The organism is Streptomyces sp. NPDC002463 (assembly GCF_042889835.1).
Taxonomy (GTDB): domain Bacteria; phylum Actinomycetota; class Actinomycetes; order Streptomycetales; family Streptomycetaceae; genus Streptomyces; species Streptomyces nymphaeiformis.
This window is the reverse complement of record NZ_JBIARL010000023.1, coordinates 102,127-122,929: the sequence shown is the minus strand read 5'-3', so window position 1 is coordinate 122,929 and position 20,803 is coordinate 102,127. Positions and strand designations below refer to the sequence as shown.

The 20,803-nt window shown below is 72.9% G+C and carries 22 protein-coding genes; 7 read left to right on the top strand and 15 right to left on the bottom strand.

The window, feature by feature from the left end:
* The first annotated feature begins 3 nt into the window (after window positions 1-3).
* Window positions 4-675, top strand: a complete 672-nt coding sequence (locus ACFYX3_RS34820) for an NAD(P)-dependent oxidoreductase (protein ID WP_389022312.1) — start codon at window positions 4-6, stop codon at window positions 673-675.
* Window positions 676-690: 15 nt separating this feature from the next.
* Here ACFYX3_RS34820 and ACFYX3_RS34815 read toward each other — a convergent pair whose 3' ends face one another.
* On the bottom strand, window positions 691-942 hold the full coding sequence (locus ACFYX3_RS34815) for a helix-turn-helix domain-containing protein (protein ID WP_376587728.1): 252 nt from the start codon (window positions 940-942) through the stop codon (window positions 691-693).
* A gap of 33 nt (window positions 943-975) precedes the next feature.
* On the opposite strand from ACFYX3_RS34815, the gene map reads away from it, so the two are divergent.
* Window positions 976-1,743: a type I methionyl aminopeptidase gene (gene map, locus ACFYX3_RS34810; RefSeq protein ID WP_389022308.1), complete on the top strand. Its 768-nt coding sequence runs from the start codon at window positions 976-978 to the stop codon at window positions 1,741-1,743.
* A gap of 32 nt (window positions 1,744-1,775) precedes the next feature.
* Here the strand turns inward: map and ggt are convergent, their stop codons facing one another.
* Window positions 1,776-3,584, bottom strand: coding sequence for a gamma-glutamyltransferase (ggt, locus tag ACFYX3_RS34805; protein WP_389022304.1), 1,809 nt, complete (start codon window positions 3,582-3,584; stop codon window positions 1,776-1,778).
* 104 nt (window positions 3,585-3,688) lie between these two features.
* Between ggt and ACFYX3_RS34800 the strand changes: the two genes are divergently transcribed.
* Window positions 3,689-4,420, top strand: coding sequence for a hypothetical protein (locus ACFYX3_RS34800; protein WP_389022301.1), 732 nt, complete (start codon window positions 3,689-3,691; stop codon window positions 4,418-4,420).
* Here the strand turns inward: ACFYX3_RS34800 and ACFYX3_RS34795 are convergent.
* Entirely contained in the window at window positions 4,371-5,627 is a 1,257-nt protein-coding gene (locus tag ACFYX3_RS34795; RefSeq protein ID WP_389022299.1) for a cytochrome P450, read from the bottom strand. The two genes, ACFYX3_RS34800 and ACFYX3_RS34795, sit on opposite strands and share 50 nt — an antisense overlap.
* 177 nt (window positions 5,628-5,804) lie before the next feature.
* Here ACFYX3_RS34795 and ACFYX3_RS34790 point away from each other — a divergent pair, with 177 nt between their 5' ends.
* Together ACFYX3_RS34790 and ACFYX3_RS34785 are read left to right on the top strand one after the other, a co-directional pair.
* Window positions 5,805-7,001 carry a hypothetical protein gene (locus tag ACFYX3_RS34790; protein ID WP_389022297.1) on the top strand — a complete coding sequence of 399 codons (1,197 nt, stop codon included), beginning with the start codon at window positions 5,805-5,807 and terminating at the stop codon, window positions 6,999-7,001.
* 89 nt (window positions 7,002-7,090) lie between these two features.
* Window positions 7,091-8,644, top strand: a complete 1,554-nt coding sequence (locus tag ACFYX3_RS34785; protein ID WP_389022294.1) for a CocE/NonD family hydrolase — start codon at window positions 7,091-7,093, stop codon at window positions 8,642-8,644.
* 28 nt (window positions 8,645-8,672) lie between these two features.
* Here the strand turns inward: ACFYX3_RS34785 and ACFYX3_RS34780 are convergent, their stop codons facing one another.
* From ACFYX3_RS34780 to ACFYX3_RS34755, 6 genes are all read right to left on the bottom strand, one after another.
* Window positions 8,673-9,116: a DUF6278 family protein gene (locus tag ACFYX3_RS34780; RefSeq protein ID WP_376587745.1), complete on the bottom strand. Its 444-nt coding sequence runs from the start codon at window positions 9,114-9,116 to the stop codon at window positions 8,673-8,675.
* A gap of 66 nt (window positions 9,117-9,182) precedes the next feature.
* Window positions 9,183-9,962, bottom strand: a complete 780-nt coding sequence (locus ACFYX3_RS34775; protein ID WP_376587748.1) for an exodeoxyribonuclease III — start codon at window positions 9,960-9,962, stop codon at window positions 9,183-9,185.
* A gap of 39 nt (window positions 9,963-10,001) precedes the next feature.
* Window positions 10,002-10,634, bottom strand: a complete 633-nt coding sequence (locus ACFYX3_RS34770) for an MBL fold metallo-hydrolase (RefSeq protein WP_376587751.1) — start codon at window positions 10,632-10,634, stop codon at window positions 10,002-10,004.
* Between the two features lie 17 nt (window positions 10,635-10,651).
* On the bottom strand, window positions 10,652-11,911 hold the full coding sequence (locus tag ACFYX3_RS34765) for an alpha/beta fold hydrolase (RefSeq protein WP_389022289.1): 1,260 nt from the start codon (window positions 11,909-11,911) through the stop codon (window positions 10,652-10,654).
* A 270-nt stretch (window positions 11,912-12,181) separates the two neighbouring features.
* Entirely contained in the window at window positions 12,182-13,018 is an 837-nt protein-coding gene (locus ACFYX3_RS34760; protein WP_116158098.1) for an undecaprenyl-diphosphate phosphatase, read from the bottom strand.
* A 50-nt stretch (window positions 13,019-13,068) separates the two neighbouring features.
* Window positions 13,069-13,704 (bottom strand): DedA family protein, encoded by a 636-nt coding sequence (locus ACFYX3_RS34755; RefSeq protein WP_389022285.1) that lies wholly within the window; start codon window positions 13,702-13,704, stop codon window positions 13,069-13,071.
* Between the two features lie 140 nt (window positions 13,705-13,844).
* Between ACFYX3_RS34755 and ACFYX3_RS34750 the strand changes: the two genes are divergently transcribed.
* Together ACFYX3_RS34750 and ACFYX3_RS34745 are read left to right on the top strand one after the other, a co-directional pair.
* Window positions 13,845-14,261, top strand: a complete 417-nt coding sequence (locus ACFYX3_RS34750) for a BlaI/MecI/CopY family transcriptional regulator (protein ID WP_389022282.1) — start codon at window positions 13,845-13,847, stop codon at window positions 14,259-14,261.
* Window positions 14,262-14,275: 14 nt separating this feature from the next.
* Window positions 14,276-15,202, top strand: coding sequence for a M56 family metallopeptidase (locus ACFYX3_RS34745; RefSeq protein WP_389022279.1), 927 nt, complete (start codon window positions 14,276-14,278; stop codon window positions 15,200-15,202).
* On the opposite strand, the gene ACFYX3_RS34740 is transcribed toward ACFYX3_RS34745, so the two are convergent.
* The 6 genes from ACFYX3_RS34740 to ACFYX3_RS34715 all read right to left on the bottom strand — a co-directional run bounded on the left by ACFYX3_RS34740 (window position 15,176) and on the right by ACFYX3_RS34715 (window position 20,796).
* On the bottom strand, window positions 15,176-16,042 hold the full coding sequence (locus ACFYX3_RS34740; protein WP_389022276.1) for a YhjD/YihY/BrkB family envelope integrity protein: 867 nt from the start codon (window positions 16,040-16,042) through the stop codon (window positions 15,176-15,178). The two genes, ACFYX3_RS34745 and ACFYX3_RS34740, sit on opposite strands and share 27 nt — an antisense overlap.
* A 97-nt stretch (window positions 16,043-16,139) precedes the next feature.
* Window positions 16,140-16,724, bottom strand: coding sequence for a hypothetical protein (locus ACFYX3_RS34735; RefSeq protein ID WP_376587771.1), 585 nt, complete (start codon window positions 16,722-16,724; stop codon window positions 16,140-16,142).
* Window positions 16,721-17,896 carry an ROK family glucokinase gene (locus ACFYX3_RS34730; RefSeq protein WP_352027418.1) on the bottom strand — a complete coding sequence of 392 codons (1,176 nt, stop codon included), beginning with the start codon at window positions 17,894-17,896 and terminating at the stop codon, window positions 16,721-16,723. Before ACFYX3_RS34730 ends, ACFYX3_RS34735 begins: the two co-directional genes overlap by 4 nt.
* Window positions 17,897-17,933: 37 nt before the next feature.
* Window positions 17,934-18,728 (bottom strand): ATP-binding cassette domain-containing protein, encoded by a 795-nt coding sequence (locus ACFYX3_RS34725; protein WP_389022271.1) that lies wholly within the window; start codon window positions 18,726-18,728, stop codon window positions 17,934-17,936.
* Window positions 18,725-19,780 (bottom strand): ABC transporter permease, encoded by a 1,056-nt coding sequence (locus ACFYX3_RS34720; protein WP_389022268.1) that lies wholly within the window; start codon window positions 19,778-19,780, stop codon window positions 18,725-18,727. The genes ACFYX3_RS34725 and ACFYX3_RS34720 overlap by 4 nt, the downstream gene beginning before the upstream one ends.
* Window positions 19,777-20,796 (bottom strand): sugar ABC transporter substrate-binding protein, encoded by a 1,020-nt coding sequence (locus ACFYX3_RS34715; RefSeq protein WP_389022263.1) that lies wholly within the window; start codon window positions 20,794-20,796, stop codon window positions 19,777-19,779. Before ACFYX3_RS34715 ends, ACFYX3_RS34720 begins: the two co-directional genes overlap by 4 nt.
* Window positions 20,797-20,803 lie beyond the last annotated feature (7 nt).

Below are 20,803 nucleotides of genomic sequence, written 5' to 3'. Positions count from 1 at the left end.
CGCATGGACAACGACAGCAGCACCATCAGCAGCAAGAACGTCATCGTCTTCGGCGCCGGAGGGCGGGTCGGCCGGGCGGCCGTGACGGAGGCCGTGGCCCGGGGCCACCGGGTGACGGCCGTGGTCCGCGACCCGGCCGCGTACCGCGACCTGGAGGGCCCGGGGATCACCCTCGTACGGGGGGACGCCACGGACGCGGCCTCGGTGGCGGCGCTCGCGGCGGGCCATGACGCGGCGGTGAACGCGGCGGTCCGGCTCGACGTGCCCTCGGTCGACTTCTTCACGGCCGCCGCGAAGGCGATGGTCGCCGGGCTCACCGAGGCGGGTGTCGGCCGGCTGCTCACCCTGGGCATCGCCACGACCCTGGAGACCGCGCCCGGTGTACGGATCATGGACGCGCCCGACTTCCCGGAGCAGTACCGGACGTTCTCCCAGGGCCACGTGGCCGAGTTCGAGCTGCTCACGGCGGAGGCCGGGCCCGGCCTCGACTGGCTGATGGTGGTCCCGGGCATGGACCTGAACGCGGAGGCGGAGCGGACCGGCGGCTACCGGACGTCGGTGGGCACGGTGCTCGACGGCACGGGCCGCGTCTCCCATGCCGATCTGGCGCTCGCCCTCCTGGACGAGATCGAGCGCCCGCGCCACAGCCGGGTGCAGCTGGGGGTCTCCTCCTGAGGGGCCCGAGAGCGGTCAGACGGGGGCCAGGGTGCAGTGCACCACCAGCTCGTCCATGGAGAGGCCGAGGACCCCGGCCAGGGCCGCGACGGTGAAGAAGGCCGGGGTCGGGGCCCGGCCGGTCTCGATCTTGCGGAGGGTCTCGGCGGAGAGGCCGGCGGCCGCGGCGATCTCGACCATGGACCGCTCGCCGCGCGCCTCGCGCAGGAGCAGGCCCAGGCGCTCGCCGCGCTCGCGCTCTTCGGGGGTCAGGGGGGTACGCACCATGACGCCATTCTAATACCGGTATAGTAATTGGTCATGGTGGAGATCAAGACGAACGAATCCCTGGCGGCCATGCGCGAATCCGGGCGGGTGGTGGCCCGTGCCCTGGCGGCCGTACGAGAGAAGGCGGCGCCCGGCGTCCCGCTCACCGAGCTCGACCGGGCCGCCCGCGCCGTGCTGACCGAGGCGGGCGCCGGCTCGCCCTTCCTCGACTACCACCCGGAGTGGGCCCCGGTGCCGTTCCCCGCGGTCGTGTGCGTCTCCGTGAACGACGCGATCGTGCACGGCATCCCGGACGGGACGCGCCTCGCCCCGGGCGACCTCGTCTCCGTGGACTGCGGGGCGACGCTGGGCGGCTGGGCCGGTGACGCGGCCGTGAGCTTCACGGTCGGTCCCGCGCGGCCGGAGGACACGCGCCTCATCGCGGCGGCCGAGGAGGCCCTGGCGGCCGGCATCGCCGCGGCCGTCGTCGGCAACCGCATCGGCGACATCGCCCACGCGATCGGCCGGGTCTGCCGGGACGCGGGATACGGCATCCCGGACGGCTTCGGCGGCCACGGTATCGGCCGTGCCATGCACGAGGACCCGGGCGTCCCCAACGAGGGACGCCCGGGCCGGGGCATGAAGCTGCGCCACGGGATGGTGCTCGCGATCGAGCCGATGCTCATCGGCGGCGGCACGGACGAGCACTACACGGCGCGGGACGGCTGGACGATCCGTACCTCCGACGGCTCGCGCGCGTCGCACGCCGAGCACACGGTGGCGATCACGGACGACGGCCCGCGCGTCCTGACGGCTCTCTAGCCCGCGTCCGGCCGTACGACCATCGCCGCTCTCTAGCCCGCGTCCGGCCGTACGACCATCGCCGAGCCGCCGCCCCTGCGGACCGTCTCCGCGGCGGCCACCCAGCGGCCGTCCGGCAGGCGCTGGACACCGGTCGCCGCACCGATCTCCGGGTTCTGCCGGAAGCCGTGCCCGATGCCTTCCAGTTCCGTCCTCAACGGGCTGTTCCACAGGGCCGGTTCGAGCTCGGTGGTCGCCTGGTTGCGCTGGCTGGCGCGCGGCGCGGCGATCGCGTCGACGAGCGGCAGACCCCGGTCGAGGACTCCCGTCAGGGTCTGGAGGACGGTGGTGATGATGGTCGCGCCGCCCGGGGAGCCGAGCGCGAGGACGGGCCGGCCGGCCCGGTCGAGGACGATCGTCGGCGAGATCGAGGAGCGCGGCCGCTTTCCGGGGCCGGGCAGGTTCGGGTCGTGGACGGCCGGGTTCGCCGGGGCGAAGGAGAAGTCGGTCAGCTCGTTGTTGAGCAGGAAGCCCCGGCCGGGCACGGTGATGCCGCTGCCGCCGGTGGACTCGATGGTGAGCGTGTAGGCGACGATGTCGCCCCACTTGTCGGCCACGGTGAGGTGGGTGGTGTTCTCGCCTTCGTACGTGGTCGGGGCGGCGGTTCCGCCGCTCGCGCACGGCACCGGATCGCTCGGGTCGCCGGGGGCGAGCGGGCTGGTCAGGGCGGCGTCGTCGCGGATGAGGCAGGCCCGGGAGTCCGCGAACCGCTGGGAGAGCAGGCCGCCGGTCGGCACGGACTCGAAGGCCGGGTCGCCGACCCAGCGGCCCCGGTCGGCGAAGGCGATGCGGCTGGCCTCGATGTAGCGGTGCAGGTACTGGACCTGGGAGGCCTTCGAGAGGTCGGTGCCCTCCAGGATGTTCAGGGCCTCGCCGACGCTCGTGCCGCCCGAGGAGGACGGGGCCATGCCGTAGACGTCGAGTCCGCGGTACGAGACCTTCGTCGGCCTGCGGGACTCGGTGCGGTACGCGGCGAGGTCGGCCTCCGTGAGGTCGCCGGCGCGGACGGTCCGGGTGGCGCCGTCGCGGACCGGAGGCGTGCGGACGGTGTTCACGATGTCCCGGGCGAGCGGCCCCCGGTAGAGGGCGCCGACGCCTTCGCGGCCGAGCGTCTCGTACGTACGGGCCAGGTCGGGGTTCTTGAAGACGGAGCCGACCACGGGCAGCTGCCCGCCGGGCAGGAACAGCTCGGAGGTGGCGGGGAAGTCGCGGAACCGGGCCTCGTTGGCCGCGGTCTGGGAACGGAAGGTGGGATCGACGGTGAAGCCCTCGCGGGCGAGCCGCTCGGCGGGTTCGAGCAGGGTGCCGAGCCGCTTGCTGCCCCAGGCGTCGAGGGCGGCCTTCCAGGTGGCGGGGGTGCCGGGGGTGCCGACGCCGAGGCCGCTGGTCTGGCCCTCCTCGAAGGGGATGGGCTTGCCGTTCTCCGTGAACAGGCCGGCGTCGGCGGAGCGGGGGGCGGTCTCGCGCCCGTCGATGGTCCGCACGGTGCGGCTCTTCGCGTCGTAGTACACGAAGTAGCCGCCGCCCCCGATGCCCGCCGAGTACGGCTCGGTGACGCCGAGGGCGGCCGCGACGGCGACGGCGGCGTCGACCGCGTTGCCGCCCTTGCGGAGCACCTCGATACCGGCCGCCGATGCGTCGGCGTCGACACTGGCGACGGCGCCGCCGTACCCGACGGCGACGGGTTCCTTGACGGGTGGGTCCGCTGCGGGCGGGGCCTTCGGCGGTGCGGCGGCGCCCATCGAGAGCACCGTCGCCGCGACGGCGAGAAGGGAGACCTTGCCAGCGGCGGAGCGACGCATTCCTACCTCCAGTCAACGACCGTCCGCGCAGCGTAACTTCCCCGGCCGCCTCCCGTCAGGACCGCCTCGAACTGAAGGCCGTTTCGCCGCTAGCATGCGCGCACATGAACGACGACGTGCGCAACATCGTGCTCGGGGTCCTGGCGACCGGGGTCAGCGCCTCCTTCGGCTGGCTGGGCCGCACGTACCAATGGCGGCGCAGGCTCCGCCGCAAGCAGGCGTTCTTCGGTCTGCCGGGGAGCTCGGAGTGCCTGCTGGTGGTGAACAAGGAGGCCGGCGGCAGCACGGCCGTGCACCGGTACGACGTGTTCGCGCTGCTCGAACTCTGCGCGCTCGTCAAGGACTGCGGGGCGCACGCGCGCATACTCCAGCACGACCAGGCGCTCCAGGGCTTCGGCGACCGGACGGAGTTCTGCGTGGGCGGGCCCGGATCGAACCGCCGCATGGCCGCGCACCTCGCGACGCTGCTGCCGGGGCTCACGGTGAACACGGACGTGGAACGGGGCCCGGACCAGGGGTCGTTCCTGATCGGCTCGGAGCGCTACCGGATGGAGTCCGGGGTCGAGGAGTACGTGATCCTGGCCCGTCTCATGGTGGGCGAGGACTGCCGGCCGGTCTTCCTCTTCTGCGGGCAGCGGGCGATCACCAACCAGGCGGCGACCCGCTATCTCGCCCGCCACTGCGAGTCGTTGGGGCGCCGTCACCGCTCCGGCTCCTTCGTGCTCCTCCTGAAGGTGGTCAACTCGCAGGCGTACGGCCCCGATGTGGTGGAGCTGGTGGCCGACGTCACGAGCGCGGCGCGGACGGCTCCTGCGGCCGAACCGGCAGCGACTTGATCCCGTTGATGAAGTTCGAGACGAGCCGGCGGGGCGGCCCGGCGAGGGTCAGGCCGCCGCAGGCCGCGCGCACCTCCTCGTGGAACACCCGGAGCTGGAGCCGGGCGAAGTGGGCGCCGAGGCAGACGTGCGGCCCGTCACCGAAGGAGACGTGCGGGTTCGGGGTCCGTCCGAGGTCCAGTCGGTGCGGGTCGGCGAAGACGCGCTCGTCGTGGTTGGCGGAGGCGTGGAAGACGACGACCTTGTCGCCCTCCCTGATCTTCCGGCCGGCCAGCTCGGTGTCGCGGGCGGCGGTGCGGCGGAAGGAGAGCACGGGCGGGTGGACGCGCAGGAGTTCGTCCACGGCCGTGTCCATGGACACCTCGCCGTCCCACAATCTCCTTTGCTCCGCCGGGTGTTCGACGAGGGCGAGGATTCCGCCGGGGGCCGCGCTGCGGACGGTGTCGTTCCCGGCGACGGTCAGCAGGAAGAAGAACATCTCCAGTTCGGCGTCGGCGAGTTCGGAGGCGGCGAGGACGCTCATGACGTCGTCGGCCGGGTGCGCGCGCTTGTGCGCGGCGAGTTCCTGGGCGTAGCCGAACATCTCGGCGAGCATGGCGGGCGAGCGGGGGTTGACCGGCCGCCCCTCGGCATCGAGGACCGGCGGCTCGTCGGGGTCCTGGTAGGCGATGACCCGCTCGGTCCAGGTGTGCAGGAGGCCCCGGTCGCTCGCGGGGATGCCGAGCAGGTCGGTGAGGTTGAGCAGCGCGTAGTCGTCGGTGACGGCCCGGACGAGGTCCACCTCGCCGCCGTCCGCGAACGCGGCACCGAGCAGCTCGCGGGCCCGGTCGCGCGCGGTGCCGGCGAACCGCTCGATCCGCCCGGGTGTGAAGGCCCGGCTGACCAGCCGCCTCAACCGCCCGTGGTCCGGGGGGTCCTGATTGAGCATCATGCGCCGGATGAACGGCAGGTCGGCGGGGGCGGGGTCACGGATCTGGGTGGCGCCGAGGTACGAGGAGTACGACTCCGAGTCCTTGAGCACGCGGACGACGTCGGCGTGCCGGGTGACGGCCCAGAACCCCGGTCCGGCGGGCCAGCCGAGGACCTCGGACTCCTCCTGCCGGGCGACGGGGGCCTGGTCGCGCAGGACGCGGAACCGGTCGTGCGGGATGCCCGCGGCATAGATCCGCGGGTCGAAGACATCGGGCACGTCGCTCGCGTCCCCCACCGTGCGCCTCCCGTCCGGGGTGATCCAGGGGTGAAGACGTCACCATCATGACAGGTCAGAGCCGTTTTTCGTAGGACGGAACGCACAGTTCGGGAGCCTTGTCCGGGGTGTCCCGCGACTCCCAGAATCTCCGTCGTGCAGCACACGGAGCTGCATCGCGCGGAGAACAGGGGGCCCATGGGGAACGCAGGGAAGTACAGCCAGGACGCGGTGCTGCGGGCGCGGGTCCTGCTGCTCGGGTCGGAGGAGCCGAGCCTCCGGGAGCGGCTGGACGCTTATCGGGTACTGGCGGAGGTGAGCCCGCGGGCGTACCTGCCGAAGCTGGTGGACGCGCTGATCGAGCGGACCCACTGGCTCGGCGATCCGCAACTGCACCTGGCCCTGTACGCCGAAGCAGTGGCCGCGGCACGGCGGATCGACCTGGACGCGCCGAACCGAGGGGAACGGCTGAGCCAGGCCCTGAGCGGCTACGAGCACCGACTGTTCGCCGCCGGCCGGCGGGCCGAAGGGCACGCGGTGTGCGAGGAGTTGGCGGAGGCCGGCCGGTACGGACGTCTCGCGGTCCTGCTGTCCGAGGAGGGCCGGCACGGGGAGGCCGCCGACCTGCTCGGCCGGCGCATCGCGCCCGGGGACGCGGACGTGTCCGAGTGGACGCTGATCGAGTGGGCGGCCGCACTCGACGCGGCCGGACGGCACGAGGAGGCCCTGGAGGTGTTCGCGCGCGTCGTGGACGAGGCACGGCGCAAGGCGGCGGACGACCGCGCCCCGCTGGCCTCCCTGGTGTGGAAGCTGGAGCAGCACGCCCGGATGCTCCGGGCCGCCGGGCGCCCGGCCGACGAGGCCGCCGCGCGGCGCGAGACGCTGGGCCTGCTCGGCCGTCTCGCACGGGGCGGCGAGCCGGTGAGCTGGAGCGGCATCCAGGCCTCCTGGGTGACCCTCCTCGCCCTCTCGGGCCGGCCGGGCGAACCGGCCGCGACTCCGGAGGCCCCGTTGCCGGCGTTCGGGGTCCACCCGGTCCACGGATGGTCTCCGGACGTGCGGGAGGAGTACGTCGCCTCGATCCCCGAGCTCGAACGGCAGACCGACGCCCTGCGCGAGTCGGGCGATCTCCCCGGACTCATCGCCGCCCAGCGCCGCCTGACCGTCCGCCGGGCGCTCCGCTGGGAGTCGTCCGGCCGACGGGCCGAGGAGTCGCTCCTCCCGTCCTTCGACGAGGGCGTGGACCTCGCCCGCCACCCGTCCGCCGACCCGGGCGCACTCACCCGCGCCCTCACCGACCGGTCCATGTTCCTTCTCGCCGTCAAGCGGTACGAGGAGGCGCACGCGGACTTCACGGAGGCCACCGCCCTCCAGCCAATCGTTACCCGCACGTAACTTACCGACCGGTTACCACGGGTAAAGCACTCCGGTTACCGTCGGGTCACTTTCACTGCCCCCCACAGTGCAACGTGAGGAGTGCCCCCGTGCGCACATCCCTGGCCCTCGCCGTCTCGGCCGCCCTCGTGGCCGGGACGGCCCTCGGGCTCGCGCCCGCCGCCCAGGCCGCCGACACCGCCGGCTCCCTCCGCTTCGTCGACATCACCGGGGACGGCGGCACCGTCCTCAAGGCGAACGTCGTCACGCCCGCCGGAGCCGGCTCCACCGCCCGCTACCCCGTGATCGTGCTGCCCACCAGCTGGGCCGTGCCCCAGATCGAGTACCTCGCCCAGGCGCAGAAGCTCGCCGACTCCGGCTATGTCGTGGTGAGTTACAACTCGCGCGGCTTCTGGCAGTCCGGCGGGGAGATCGAGACCGCGGGTCCCAGGGACGTCGCCGACGCCTCCAAGGTGATCGACTGGGCCCTCGCCAACACCCCCGCCGACCCGGCGCACGTGGGCATGGCGGGAGTCTCGTACGGCGCGGGGATCAGCCTCCTCGCCGCCGCCCACGACCCGCGGATCAAGGCCGTCGCGGCACTCAGCGGCTGGGCCGACCTCATCGAGTCCATCTACAGCGGCCGCACCCAGCACCTCCAGGCCGCCGCCCTGCTCGGCGGCGCCGGCTACCTCACCGGGCGGCCCGGTCCCGAACTCCAGGAGATCCTGGGCGACTTCCTCTCCTCCGACCTCGCCAAGGAGGAGGACATGATCGCCTGGGGCCGCAAGCGCTCCGCCGTCGAGCAGCTCGACCGGATCAACGCCAACGGCGCCGCGATCATGCTCGGCAACGCCTGGGGCGACACCATCTTCCCGCCCAACCAGTACGCGAGCTTCTACGAGAAGCTCACCGGCCCCAAGCGCCTGGAGTTCCGCCCGGGCGACCACGCCACCGCCGAGGCCACCGGCCTCCTCGGACTGCCCAACGACACCTGGACGAGCGCCCATCGCTGGTTCGACCACTACCTCAAGGGCGTCGACAACGGCGTCGACCGCGAGCAGCCCGTCCAGCTCAAGCCCCGCTCGGACGCGCCCTACGAGGGCTACGCCGACTGGAAGTCCGTCGACGCGAACCGGCGGAAGTTCGGCCTCGGCGGTACGCAGCGGATCTGGGCGAACGTCGACTCCGGCGCCGACGGCGGTGTCGTCATGCTCTCCAACCTCCTGGACCAGTTCTTCCAGGCCCCGCCCGTCGCCTCGATCCCCCTCCTCCCCCGCGCCTTCGCCGGCGTCTGGCAGTCGGAGCGGTACGACGGCCCGCAGCGGGTGCGGGGCACGGTGAAGGTGCACACCACCGTCAGCTCCACCGACGAGAGCGGCACCTTCGTCGCATACCTCTACGACGTGGGCCCGCTCGGGCTCGGCAAGTTGGTGAGCAACGCCCCGTACACCTTCCACGGCCGGACCCCCGGGCAGCCGTTCGGCGTCGATCTGGAGCTGTTCTCCACGGCCTACGACGTCCCGGCCGGGCACCGGCTCGCACTGGTCGTCGACACCGTCGACCCGCTCTACATCGAGCACAACCCGACCGGCGCGCAGCTGACCTTCTCGTCCCCCGCGGCCGACCCGTCGTACGTGTCGGTCCCGCTGCGGTCGGAGTGAATCACCGGCTGCGGCGCCAGCGACGGACTCAGTACTCGGAGGCCTCCGCGTACACCTGGGAGAGCTGCGGCGCGCCCGTCATCGCCCAGTCGAGGCCGGCCTCGACGACCTGGATCTCGCGTCCTGAGACGAGCCGCACCACGGGGCCGCCGCCGGGCCACACCTGCCACCGGGCGCCCGGCACGTTCCGGACGATCACGGTGCCGAGGTAGAGCCCGGCGTCGTTCCCGAACCAGGGGAGCTCCTCAGGATCGTTTCGCCAGCGGGGCGGCAGCTGGTCGAGCTCCTGGAGCGAGCGCGGGGTGTCGTCCAGCTCCACCCCGCGCTCCGCGACACGGGAACGCAGCAGCTCGCACTCGGAGAGCAGCTCGGCCACCCCCTCCGGGTCGCCGTCGAAGGCCGCGGCCGGCGGGGCGTCCGTGGACTCGGGCTCGTGCCGCTTGCGCCAGCTGTCCAGAAAGGGGATGTTCATCCGTCCAGCGTGGCACCGCCACCTCCCGGTCGACCACCCGGCGCGCGGTGATCGTCGGGACCGGCGTCAGACGTCGAGGTCGACGACCACCGGCGCGTGGTCCGAGGCGCCCTTGCCCTTGCGCTCCTCACGGTCCACATAGCTGTCGGAGACGGCCTCGGCGAAGGGCTTGTTGCCGTAGACCAGGTCGATGCGCATGCCCTTGTTCTTCGGGAAGCCGAGCGCGCGGTAGTCCCAGTACGTGAACGGGTGGTCGTACTTCAGGGGGCGCGGGACCACGTCGGCGAGACCGGTCTCGCGGAGCCCGGCGAGCGCGGCGCGCTCCGGCTCCGTCACGTGCGTGGCGCCCTCGAAGACGGCGATGTCCCAGACGTCCTCGTCGGTCGGGGCGATGTTGTAGTCGCCGAGGACCGCGAAGGGCCGCTCCCCCGCCACGTCCTCCGCGACGGCCGCCTTCAGCGCCTCCAACCAGCGCAGCTTGTACGCGTAGTGGTCGTGGGTCACCTCGCGGCCGTTCGGCACGTACACCGACCAGACGCGGACCGGACCGCAGGTCGCGGAGATCGCGCGGGGCTCCTGCACCCCCTCGTACTCCGGGCCGCCGGGCAGTCCGGTGACCACGTCCGCGAGGCCGACCCGGGAGACCAGGGCCACGCCGTTCCACCGTCCGGTGGCGTTGACCGCCGACTCGTAGCCCAGGGCGCGCAGCTCCTCGGCGGGGAACTGCTCGGCGGTGCACTTGGTCTCCTGGATGCACAGCACGTCGGTGCCGCTGCTCTCCAGCCAGGCCAGGAGCCGGGGCAGCCGGGCGGTGATCGAATTGACGTTCCAGGTGGCGATGCGCATGTGCGCAAGCCTACTGGCGGGGTGTGACAGGGGGCGGTTTCAGAGCTCGGCGGACGCGCCGGGGGCGAGGCGCGCGTGCCGGGTGCCGCCGAGTTCGCCGATCTGGCGGTCGTAGATGGGCCGCGCGAGATCGGTGAGCAGGGCGTCGTGGATGTCGTACGCCCGGCGCGGCTTGACCTCGCGCACGTAGTCGATGACCTCGGAGATCTTGTTCCAGGGGGCCATGACGGGCAGCAGCAGCGTGTCGACGGGGTGGTCGGGCACGGTGAGCGCGTCGCCGGGGTGGAAGACGGCGCCGTCGACGAGGAAGCCCACGTTGGTGATGCGCGGGATGTCCGGGTGGATCACCGCGTGCAGCTCGCCGTGGACCTGGACGTCGAATCCGGCCGCGGTGAAGGTGTCGCCGTGCCCGACGGTGTGCACCCGCCCCGGGAAGGCCGCCGAGATCTTCTCGGCGACGCTGCGCAGCGTCCAGATCTCGGCGGCCTCGTTGGCCTCCAGGGCGGCGCGGAGCCGGCCCTCGTCGAAGTGGTCGGCGTGCTCGTGGGTCACGAGCAGCACGTCGGCCCCGAGGACGGCGTCCTCCTCGGTGAACATGCCGGGGTCGAGGACGAGCGTGCGGCCGTCCTTCTCAAGGCGGACGCAGGCGTGGGACTTCTTCGTCAGCTTCATGGGGCCAGGCTAGCCAGCTACGCCGGGGGCGTCGTCTCCTCCGTGACGACCCGGTGGACCACGCGCAGCGCCGTCTCGGCGGCCGGGAATCCGCAGTACACGCCCGCGTGGAGCACGATCTCGCGGAGCTCCTCGGGCGACAGGCCGTTGCGGAGTGCGGCGCGGGTGTGGTCGGCGAGGGCCTCGCGGTGGCCGCCGGCGATGAGCGCGGTGAGGGTGACGGCGCTGCGGGTGCGCCGGTCGAGGCCCTCGCGGCTCCACACCTCGCCCCAGGCGTAGCGGGTGACGAGCTCCTGGAAGGCTCCGTCGGGGTCGTCGGCGAGGGCCTGGTCGACATGGGCGTCGCCGAGGACCTCGCGGCGCAGTCCGAGCCCCTTCTCGTACGGGTCGGGCCGGCCGGCCTCGGCGGGCTCGCCGTCCGGGGCGGCCGGGGCGGGCTCGGCGGCGGGGACGGGCGGCGCGAGCGGCGGCGGCACGGCCAGGGTGCCGCTGGCCTCCTGGGCGATGCCGGAGAAGTGCTCGGTGAGCAGGTCCGTGACGGCGGCGGGCTGTTCGACGGGCGCGAGGTGCGAGGCGCCGGGGACGACGGCGAGCCGGGCGTCGGCGATGCCGGCGACCAGGGTGCGGGCCTCGGCGGGGCCGGTGACCTGGTCCTCGGAGCCGACGAGGACGAGCGCGGGGACGCCGATGCTGCCGAGCGCCGCGCGGACGTCGAAGACGGCGAGGGCCTCGCAGGCGGCGATGTAGCAGCCGGGGTCGGTCGTCCGGACCATCTGGACGGCCCAGTCCACGATGGCGGGCTGCGCGCCCGCGAAGAACGGGGTGAACCACTGCTCGGGGGCGCTGCGGGCCATCGGCTCCAGGCCGTTGGCGCGGACGATGACCCCCCGCTGGCGGAACTCGTCGGCGGTGCCGAACCGGGGCGAGGTGGCGACCAGGACCAGCGAGGCGACCCGGTGGGGCGCGCGGAGGGCGAGGTCGAGACCGACGGCTCCGCCGAGGGAGCAGCCCGCGTATCCGAAGCGCTGGACGCCGATCGTGTCGAGGGTGGCGAGGAGCCGGTCGCCGAGCTCGGCGACGGAGGTGAAGGGTTCCGCGGGTGCGCCCCCGTGCCCCGGGAGGTCGAAGCGGACGACCCGCCACTCGCGGCTGAGCTCCGGTATCTGTCGGTCCCACATGTGGAAGGTCGTACCGAGGGACGGTCCCAGGACGAGGACCGGAGCGTCTTCCGGTCCGTCCACGCGGTATTGCAGGGTGTTCGTCGTTGTCTCGCTCACTCGCCAGAGCCTCTCATTTCCCGCTCCCGGGCGCGGAGCCGGGTCGAACCCGACGCCGCCAGGACGGCTCCCGCGCCGATGAGCAGGGCCGGGGCGGCGTATCCGTACGCGAGGGTCGCGGCGGTGGCGACGGCGGCGACCAGGAGGGGCCTCCGGCGTCGCCGAGCTCGCGGCCGAGTTCGGCGACGCCCATGGTCTGTGCGTTCCTCGGGGGTGCGGGGGGCGGGGTTCGTCACGGGCCTCCGGCAGCCCGTTCTCACATCGGGTGTGTCAGGCGGCGATGACTCCGGTGCCGAGCAGGCCCAGCAGCAGCACGCCGACGATCACGCGGTAGACGACGAAGGCGTTGAAGGAGTGCCGGGCGACGTACTTGAGCAGCCAGGCGATGGAGGCGTACGCGACGACGAAGGAGACGGCGGTGCCGACGACGAGCGGGGCGATGGCGGCGCCGCTGCCGGCGGCGTCCTTGAGTTCGTACAGGCCGGCGCCGGTGAGGGCGGGGATGCCGAGGAAGAAGGACAGCCGGGTGGCGGCGACCCGGTCGAGGTCGAGCATCAGGGCGGTGGACATGGTCGCGCCGGAGCGGGAGAAGCCGGGGAAGAGCAGCGCGAGGATCTGCGAGCAGCCGACGAGCATGGCGTCCTTGAAGCCGGTGTCGTCCTCGCCGCGCTTGTGGCGGCCCATCTGGTCGGCCGCCCACATGACGCCGCTGCCGGCGATCAGCGAACCGGCGACCACCCACAGGGAGGCGAGCGGTCCGTCGATGAGGGGCTTGGCGGCGAGGCCGACCACCACGATCGGGATCGTGGCGAAGATGACCCACCAGGCGAACTGGTAGTCGTGGTGGTAGCGCTCCTCCTTGTCCACCAGGCCGCGGCCCCACGCGGTGACGATGCGGACGATGTCCTTGAAGAAGTAGACGAGGACGGCGGCGATCGCGCCGACCTGGATGACGGCGGAGAAGCCGACCACGGAGGGGTCGTCGACGGGGATGCCCATCAGGCCCTCGGTGATCTTGAGGTGGCCGGTGGAGGAGATGGGGAGGAATTCGGTGATGCCCTCGACGATGCCGAGGACGGTGGCCTGACCGAGGCTGATGACGCTCATCGGGGTCCTGTCTGGGTGGGAGGGGCAGGGGTACGGGAAGGGGCCGGGTGTCAGTGGCCGGCGCCGCCGGACGACCGGCGGGCCCGCAGGACCTCGAAGGCGAGCGGGAGCAGGGAGACCGCGACGATCGCCGCGATCAGGGGGAGCAGGTAGCGGTCGACGTCGGGGATGCTCGAACCCAGCGCGTAGCCGCCGAGGACGAGGCCCGCGGTCCACAGCAGGCCGCCGGCGACCTGCCAGAGGGCGAAGGTGCGGGCGGGCATGCCGACCATGCCCGCCAGGGGGTTGAGCACGGTGCGGACCACGGGGAGGAAGCGGGCCAGGACGACGGCCTTGCCGTGGCCGTACCGCGCGAGGAGCTTCTCGGCCCGGGCGGCGCCCTCGCGCAGGTGGCGGCTGCGGGTGCGCTCCAGGAGGGCGCGGCCGGCGCGGGCTCCGATGAGGTAGCCGGTCTGGGCGCCGAGGAGGGCTCCGGCCGCGGCGGCGATCAGCACGCCGGGCAGGGAGAGGTGGACGCCGCCGGTGCCGGTGGTGCACAGCAGGCCGGCGGTGAACAGCAGGGAGTCGCCGGGCAGGAAGAAGCCGATCAGGAGGCCCGTCTCGGCGTACAGGACGAGGAACACGCCGAGCGCGCCGAACGCGGTCAGCAGGGAGGTGGCGTCCAGCGGGTTCAGGGCCTGGGGCACCTGGGTTCCTTTCCGCCGTGCGCGACCGGGGGTCCGGCTGTCCCGGGGCAGGGGCGCATGGCACACTCGTGGAACAGCATTTACGCGTGCGTAGAACTTCTACGCGACTGTAGAAGAAAGCCGGGAGAACGACAAACCCCATGGACGGCAACACGCGCGGCCAGACCCCCAGACAGCCCAACGGCGCCCGCGAGACCCAGATCCTCACTCTGCTCCAGCACGCCGGGGGCGCACTCACGCCCGGCGAGGTGGTCGAGCGCCTCCAGGCCGAGCTCACGTACAGCACCGTCGTGACGATCCTGACCCGGATGCACGGCAAGGGAATGCTCCACCGGTCCCCCCGCGGCCGGGCCTACGCCTACGCTCCCGTCACCGACGACGCCGGCTTCGCCGCCCGCCGCATGCGCTCCGTACTCGACGACCGGCCCGACCGCGAGGCCGTCCTCGCCCGCTTCGCCGACGAACTCTCCGACGCGGACGCCGACCTGCTGCGCCAGATGCTCGGGGACACCGACGGCGGCGGCACGGACGGCGCCGACCACGGCACCGACCGGTAAGGGAACCCGCCGCCATGCGCCTCGCCGTCTACCTGCCGCTCCTGCTGCCGCTGCTCACCCCGCTCGGCGTCCGTCTCCTCGCCGAGCGGTGCGAACCGCGCCTGGGCACCTGGCTGCTCAGCCTCTGCGCGCTGGTGCTCGGTGCCGCGAGCACGCTCAGCCTCGGCCTGCTCGCCCTCGCCGGCCTGGTCCGCGTCCCCCGGCTGGCCGCCCTCGGCCACTGGGCGCCGCTGACGGCCCGCGACGACCCCGCCGCCGTGCCCGTCTCCCTCGCGGCGGGGCTGCTGCTCGGCGGCGCCACCCTGATGGCCGTACGGTTCCTCCTCCGGCGCGCGCGTACGCTCGCCGCCGCCGCGCTCGACGCGGCCTGCATGCCCACCCACGACGGCCTGGTCGTCGTCGACGACGAGGCCCCCGACGCCTTCGCCCTGCCCGGGCTGCCCGGCCGCGTCGTCGTCTCCACCGGCATGCTGCACACCCTGGAACCCGCCGAGCACCGCATCCTCCTGGCCCACGAGCGGGCCCACCTGACCTCCCACCACTACGCCTTCGTGGCCGCCGCCCAGCTCGGCGCCGCCGCCAACCCGCTCCTGCGCCCGCTGGCCCGCGCCGTCACGTACACCATCGAGCGCTGGGCCGACGAGAGCGCCGCGGCCGCCACCGGCGACCGGCGCCAGGTGGCCAGGGCCGTCGGCAAGGCCGCACTCGCCGCCCGCCACGCCGACCGGACCCCGCGCGGCGCGCTCGGTTTCCTCGGCCGGGGAGGCAAGGGCACCCCGGGCCCCGTGCCGCGCCGCGTCGCCGCGCTCCTCGCACCGCCCCGGGGCCCCCGCCCCCTGCTCACCGCGGTCACCCTCGCCGTGCCCGCAGCCGCGCTGCTCGCGGCGGGCGAGGCCGCCCTCGACCTCCACCGGCTACTGGAGAGCCTCGGCATCCGCTGACTCCCCCTCGCCCCGGTCCGTCCCCAGGTACCGGTCGAGCGGCGGCTCCTGGGCCAGGACGGCGCCGATGGTGAGGGAGAAGGTGATCGCTGCGCACACCACGATCAGCCAGGACAGCATCGTCAGGACCAGGCCCAGCGAGCCGTACTCGCCGAGGGCGCGGTTGAGGGCGGCCGGCATGTAGAGCCGTGCCGTGATGCCGAGGACGGTCGTGGCGACGCCGCCCAGGACGGCGCCGGGCAGGAGCGGCAGCCAGGGGACCCGCTTCGCTAGCAGGAGGTGCTGGGTCCACAGCCACACCCCCGTGCTGACCAGGAAGTACAGCGGCAGGCCGAGCCAGGTGCCGGCCCCGAAGCCGTCGCGGAGGGGGGCCTGGAGGAGCACCACGACGACCAGCGCGAGCAGCCACACCAGCCACCGCCAGGCCGCGATCCGGGTCCCGGCCTTGGGGAGCCCCCAGGCCCGCTCGCACACCCTGGCCATGGCGCGGCTGAAGCTCGTGGCCGACACCAGCGCCACGATCGCGCCCACGATGCCGGTGGTCTCCCGCACTCCGTCGGTGGTGGCCTGGTCGAGGACCTGCTGGAGATCCTGGTCGGCCGGGCCGGTCAGCCCGAACATGACGCGGAGCGACTCGCGCAGCTGGTCGCGCACGGCGAGCGGGGCGAAGGCCGCGAGGGCGAAGAGCAGGGGCACGGCGGCCAGGAAGGCCTGGGCGGCGAGCCGGGTGCCGGCGTCCAGGAGGTTCCCGCTGACCAGCCGGCCGGTGAGTTCCGTGAGCACGGGAAAGCGGCTCTCCGCCCCCGTCCGGATGCTGCGCAACCGGGTCGCCCACGACATCCCGCCTCCCGACCCCTGCCCGGCCCGTGCCGCCATTGGACGCGAGCCCGCGCGCCCGTGCGAGCCGGGGCCGACCGTCCGGGGGAATCCCGGGGCGTCAGGGGCTCGTGGTCGACACCGCGTACACGCGGGGGAAGGCCGGCTCGGTGAGATCGACCGTGACGTCCAGGCGCGGGCGGGGTTCCTCGCGGGTGACGACGCCGCCCGCCCAGGTCATGCCGTCGGCGAAGGTCCAGCCGGCGATGTCCGCGTCGCGCTCGCCGACGGTGATCCGGCCCTGGGTCAGTGCCGAGCGGGAGGTCCCGGCCTCGGCGAGGAAGGCGTCGAGGCCGCCGGCGGTCGTCGAGAACTGCACGTACAGCCGGCTGGTCTTCCAGTTGCTGGTCTCGTAGTAGGCGACGTCCCAGGCCCCGGGAGGGATCGGGACCTCGAAGACCCGGCGCTTCATCAGCGAGGGCCAGTTGTCCTGGAGACCGGCCGCCGAGGACTCGCGCTCCTTGTCGCGGCCGCTGTCACGGCTCTGGTTCGCGGAGACGACGAGGTAGCCGGCCGGGATGCCGACGAGCAGCACGATGATGACGGCCGTCAGCCAGCGGCGGCGGATCATGTGCCCCCGGTCCTCGGGCAGCTTCTCCCGAGGGGGGCGGGGCGGGGCGGACTGGTGGGGCAGGGTGGTCGTCATGAAGAGGGGTCCTCGGGGGTACGTGCGGCCCGGCCCGAGGTCCCGTTGCGCAGGGCCTGGGCGTAGCGCTCGTACCGTTCGTACCGCTCGACGCGGCGCCGGTTGGCGCGGCGGAAGCGGCGGGCGACGAGCCGGGCGAGGTCGGCGGCGCCGACCATGCCGGCCTCGGGGCCGAGCTGGGCGCGGGTGATGCGGGCCTCGGGACGGTAGCCGCGGCCGGTGAGGTGGCGGCGGAAGGCGTCCCTCGCGGGGCCGATGAGCAGGTCGTCGGCGGCGGAGACGCCTCCGCCGATGACGAAGCAGGAGGGGTCGAGGGCGGCGGCGAGGTTGGCGATGCCGACGCCGAGCCACTGCCCGATGTCCTGGAGCAGCTCGACGCACATGGCGTCGCCCTCGCGGGCGAGCTCGGTGATGAGGGGGCCGGTGATGTCGGGGACGTTCCCCTTGACCCGTTCGATGATCTCGTACGCGACCGGGGAGTCGGCGGCGGCCAGCTCGCGGGCCTCGCGGACCAGCGCGTTCCCGGAGCTGTACTGCTCCCAGCAGCCGCGGTTGCCGCAGGGGCAGCGGTGCCCGCCGGGGACGACCTGCATGTGGCCGAACTCTCCGGCGACCCCGTACTTGCCCCGCTTGACCTGGCCGTCCTCCAGGATGGCGCCGCCGATGCCGGTGCCGAGGGTGATCATGACGAGGTGGTCCTCGCCGCGTCCGGCACCGAAGCGCCACTCGGCCCAGGCGGCGGTGTTGGCGTCGTTGTCGACCATGACGGGGACGGCGAGGCGGCCCTGGAGGGCGTCGCGGAGGGGTTCGTTGCGCCAGGCGAGGTGCGGGGCGAAGAGGACCCGGGCACGGTCGGCGTCGACCCATCCGGCCGCGCCGATGCCGACGGCGTGCACGTCGTGCCGGTCGGAGAGGTCCAGGACCAGTTCGACGATGGTGTCCTCGACGACCTTGGGGCTCTTGGACTTGTCCGGCGTCTCCGTGCGGAGCTTCTCCAGGATGTTGCCGTCGGCGTCGACGACGCCGGCCATCACCTTCGTACCGCCGATGTCGATGCCGACGGTCGGCACCCGGGGCGCCGTCAGGTGGGAGCGCCGCTCCCGGGTCCCGACGGTGCGCAGCACGGTCCCGCGGGCGGCTCCCCGGTGGGCGAGGTCACGGTAGGTACTCATCGGCTCCGATTCTGCCAGGTGCGGTGTGAAGGGGCCGTTACGTGGCGGTCGGCCGCTCCAGCTCGTGGCGCAGGTCCTCCAGCTCGCTGCCGCCCGCCATCTGCCGGGTCAACTCGTCGAGCGTGACGGAGCCCTTGGTGTGGCTCGCCGCCATCGCGCCCCGCTTGAGAAGGACGAAACGGTCGCCGACGAGGTAGGCGTGGTGCGGGTTGTGCGTGATGAGGACCACGCCGAGGCCCTGGTCACGGGCGGCCGCCACGTACTTCAGGACGACCCCGGACTGCTTGACGCCGAGCGCGGCGGTCGGCTCGTCGAGGACGAGGACCTTGGCGCCGAAGTGGACGGCGCGGGCGATGGCCACGCACTGGCGCTCGCCGCCGGAGAGGGTGCCGATCGGCTGGTCGACGTCCCGGAGGTCGATGCCCATGCGGAGCAGCGCCTCGCGGGTGGTCGTCCGCATCTGCTCGACGTCGAGGCGCTTGAAGGGGCCCTTGCCCTTCGTGGGCTCGGAGCCGAGGAAGAAGTTCCGCCAGACCGGCATGAGCGGGACGACGGCGAGGTCCTGGTAGACGGTGGCGATGCCCCGGTCGAGGGCGTCGCGCGGGTTGGCGAGGGTGACCTCCTCGCCCTCGATGCGGAAGGTGCCGGCGTCGTGCCGGTGGAGGCCGGCGACGATCTTGATGAGGGTGGACTTGCCGGCGCCGTTGTCGCCGAGGACGCAGGAGATCTCGCCCGCGCGGACCTCCAGGGAGACCCCTTCGAGGGCGCGGATGTTGCCGTAGTACTTGCTGACGTCGGTCAGCTCGACGAGCGGGGTCGGCTCCGTGGTCATTTGGTCGCCTCCACGCGCTTGCGGATCCAGGCGTTCAGCAGGGTCGCCAGGAGGAGCATCGCCCCCAGGAAGAACTTGAACCAGTCGGGGTTCCACTCGGCGTACACGATGCCCTTGCTGGTCATGCCGAAGATCAGGGCGCCGACCGCCGAGCCGATGGCCGAGCCGTATCCGCCGGTGATCAGGCAGCCGCCGATGACGGCCGCGATGATGTAGATCAGCTCGTTGCCGACGCCTTCGCCCGACTGGACGACGTCGAAGGAGAAGAGCAGGTGCTGGCCGGAGATCCAGGCGCAGAAGGCCACGCCCATGTAGAGGCCGATCTTCGTGCGGTAGACGGGGACGCCGACCGCGCGGGCGGCGTCGGCGCCGCCGCCGACGGCGAAGATCCAGTTGCCGAAGCGGGTCCGGAGCAGGATCCAGGTGGCGAGCGCGACGAGGCCGAGCCACCACAGGATGGTGACCTTGAACTCGACGCCGCCGATCGTCACCTCGGAGGCGAAGAGCTTCCGCGCGGAGGGGAAGCCCTCCATGTCGGCGATGCTCTTGGTGGAGACGGTGCCGCTGATCAGCTTGGTGAGGCCCAGGTTCAGGCCGGTCAGCATGAGGAAGGTGCCGAGCGTGATGATGAAGCTGGGCAGCTTGGTGCGGGTCAGCATGAAGCCGTTGAAGACGCCGATCGCCAGGGTGACGAGCAGCGAGACGCCGACGCCGACCCAGACGTTCGCCGTCATCTGGTAGCTGAACATCGACGAGACGAGCGCGGAGCTGGTGACCAGGACACCGGCGGACAGGTCGAACTCGCCGCCGATCATCAGGAGGGCGACCGGGACGGCCATGATGCCGATGGTGGAGGCCGCGTAGAGGACGGTGCCGAGGCTGGAGGGCTTGAGGAAGCTGTCGGCGACCACCGCGAAGAAGACGAAGACGGCGATCGCGCCGACGACCGAGCCGAGCTCGGGGCGGGCGAGCAGCTTCTTCAGGGGGGTGGTGCGGATCAGCCGTTCGTCGACGTGGTCGACACCGTCCGACGGCGGGGCGGTGGAGCTCATCGGGTGCCCCGATCCGCGTACTGCTTCAGCGCGGCGGCCTGGTCCTTGGTGATGATCTGCGGGCCGGTCAGGACGGGCTTGCCGCCGCCGAGGACGTCGGCGTTGTAGCGGTACAGCCAGAGCAGGTCGACGGCCTCGTAGCCCTGGAGGTAGGGCTGCTGGTCGACGGCGAAGCCGAGGGTGCCGGCCTCCAGGGCGGTCGCGACCTTGGCGTTGAGGTCGAAGGTGTCGACCTCGGCCTTGCTGCCGGCGCTCTTCGCGGCCTGGACGGCGGTGTCGGCGAAGGGGGCGCCGAGGGTGACGACGGCGTCGACGTCCTTGTCGGACTGGAGCTTGGCCTCGATGGAGGCCTTCACGTCGGGCATGTTGGTGCCGTCGACGTACAGGTTCACGAGCTCGCCGTCGAAGGTCTTCCTCACGCCCGCGCAGCGCTGCTCGTGGCCGACGTTGCCCTGCTCGTGCAGGACGCAGAGGGCCTTCTTCTTGCCGCGCTTGTCGAGCTCCTCGCCGACGGCCTCGCCGGCGACGGTCTCGTCCTGGCCGATGTGGGTGAGCGCCCCGTAGGCCTTGGACTGCTCGGCGCCCGAGTTCACGGTGATCACCGGGATGCCGGCCTTGACGGCCTTCTCGACGGCGGCCTTCATGGCGTCCGGCTTGGCGAGGGTGACGATCAGCCCGTCGACGCCCTTGGCGACGTACGAGTCGATCAGCTGCGCCTGCTGCTGCGCCTCGTCGTTGTGCGCGTAGAGGAAGTTGATGTTGTCCTTGACGGCGGCCTGCTTGGCGCCCTTCTGGACGATGTCCCAGAAGGTGTCGCCGTCGCCCGAGTGGGTCACCATGGCGAAGGTCCACCGGGGGGTGTCGACGGCCGCCCTGCCCTGGGCCTCGGCTGCCTTGCGGGCGTCCTCCGCCCGCTTTCCGCCGGTGCTGCTGCACCCGGCGAGCGCCGCGGTGAGTGCGAGGGCGAGCACGGCGCCGACTGCGGCGCGTACCCCTCCTGTCCGAAGCCTGGTCACGAGGCCG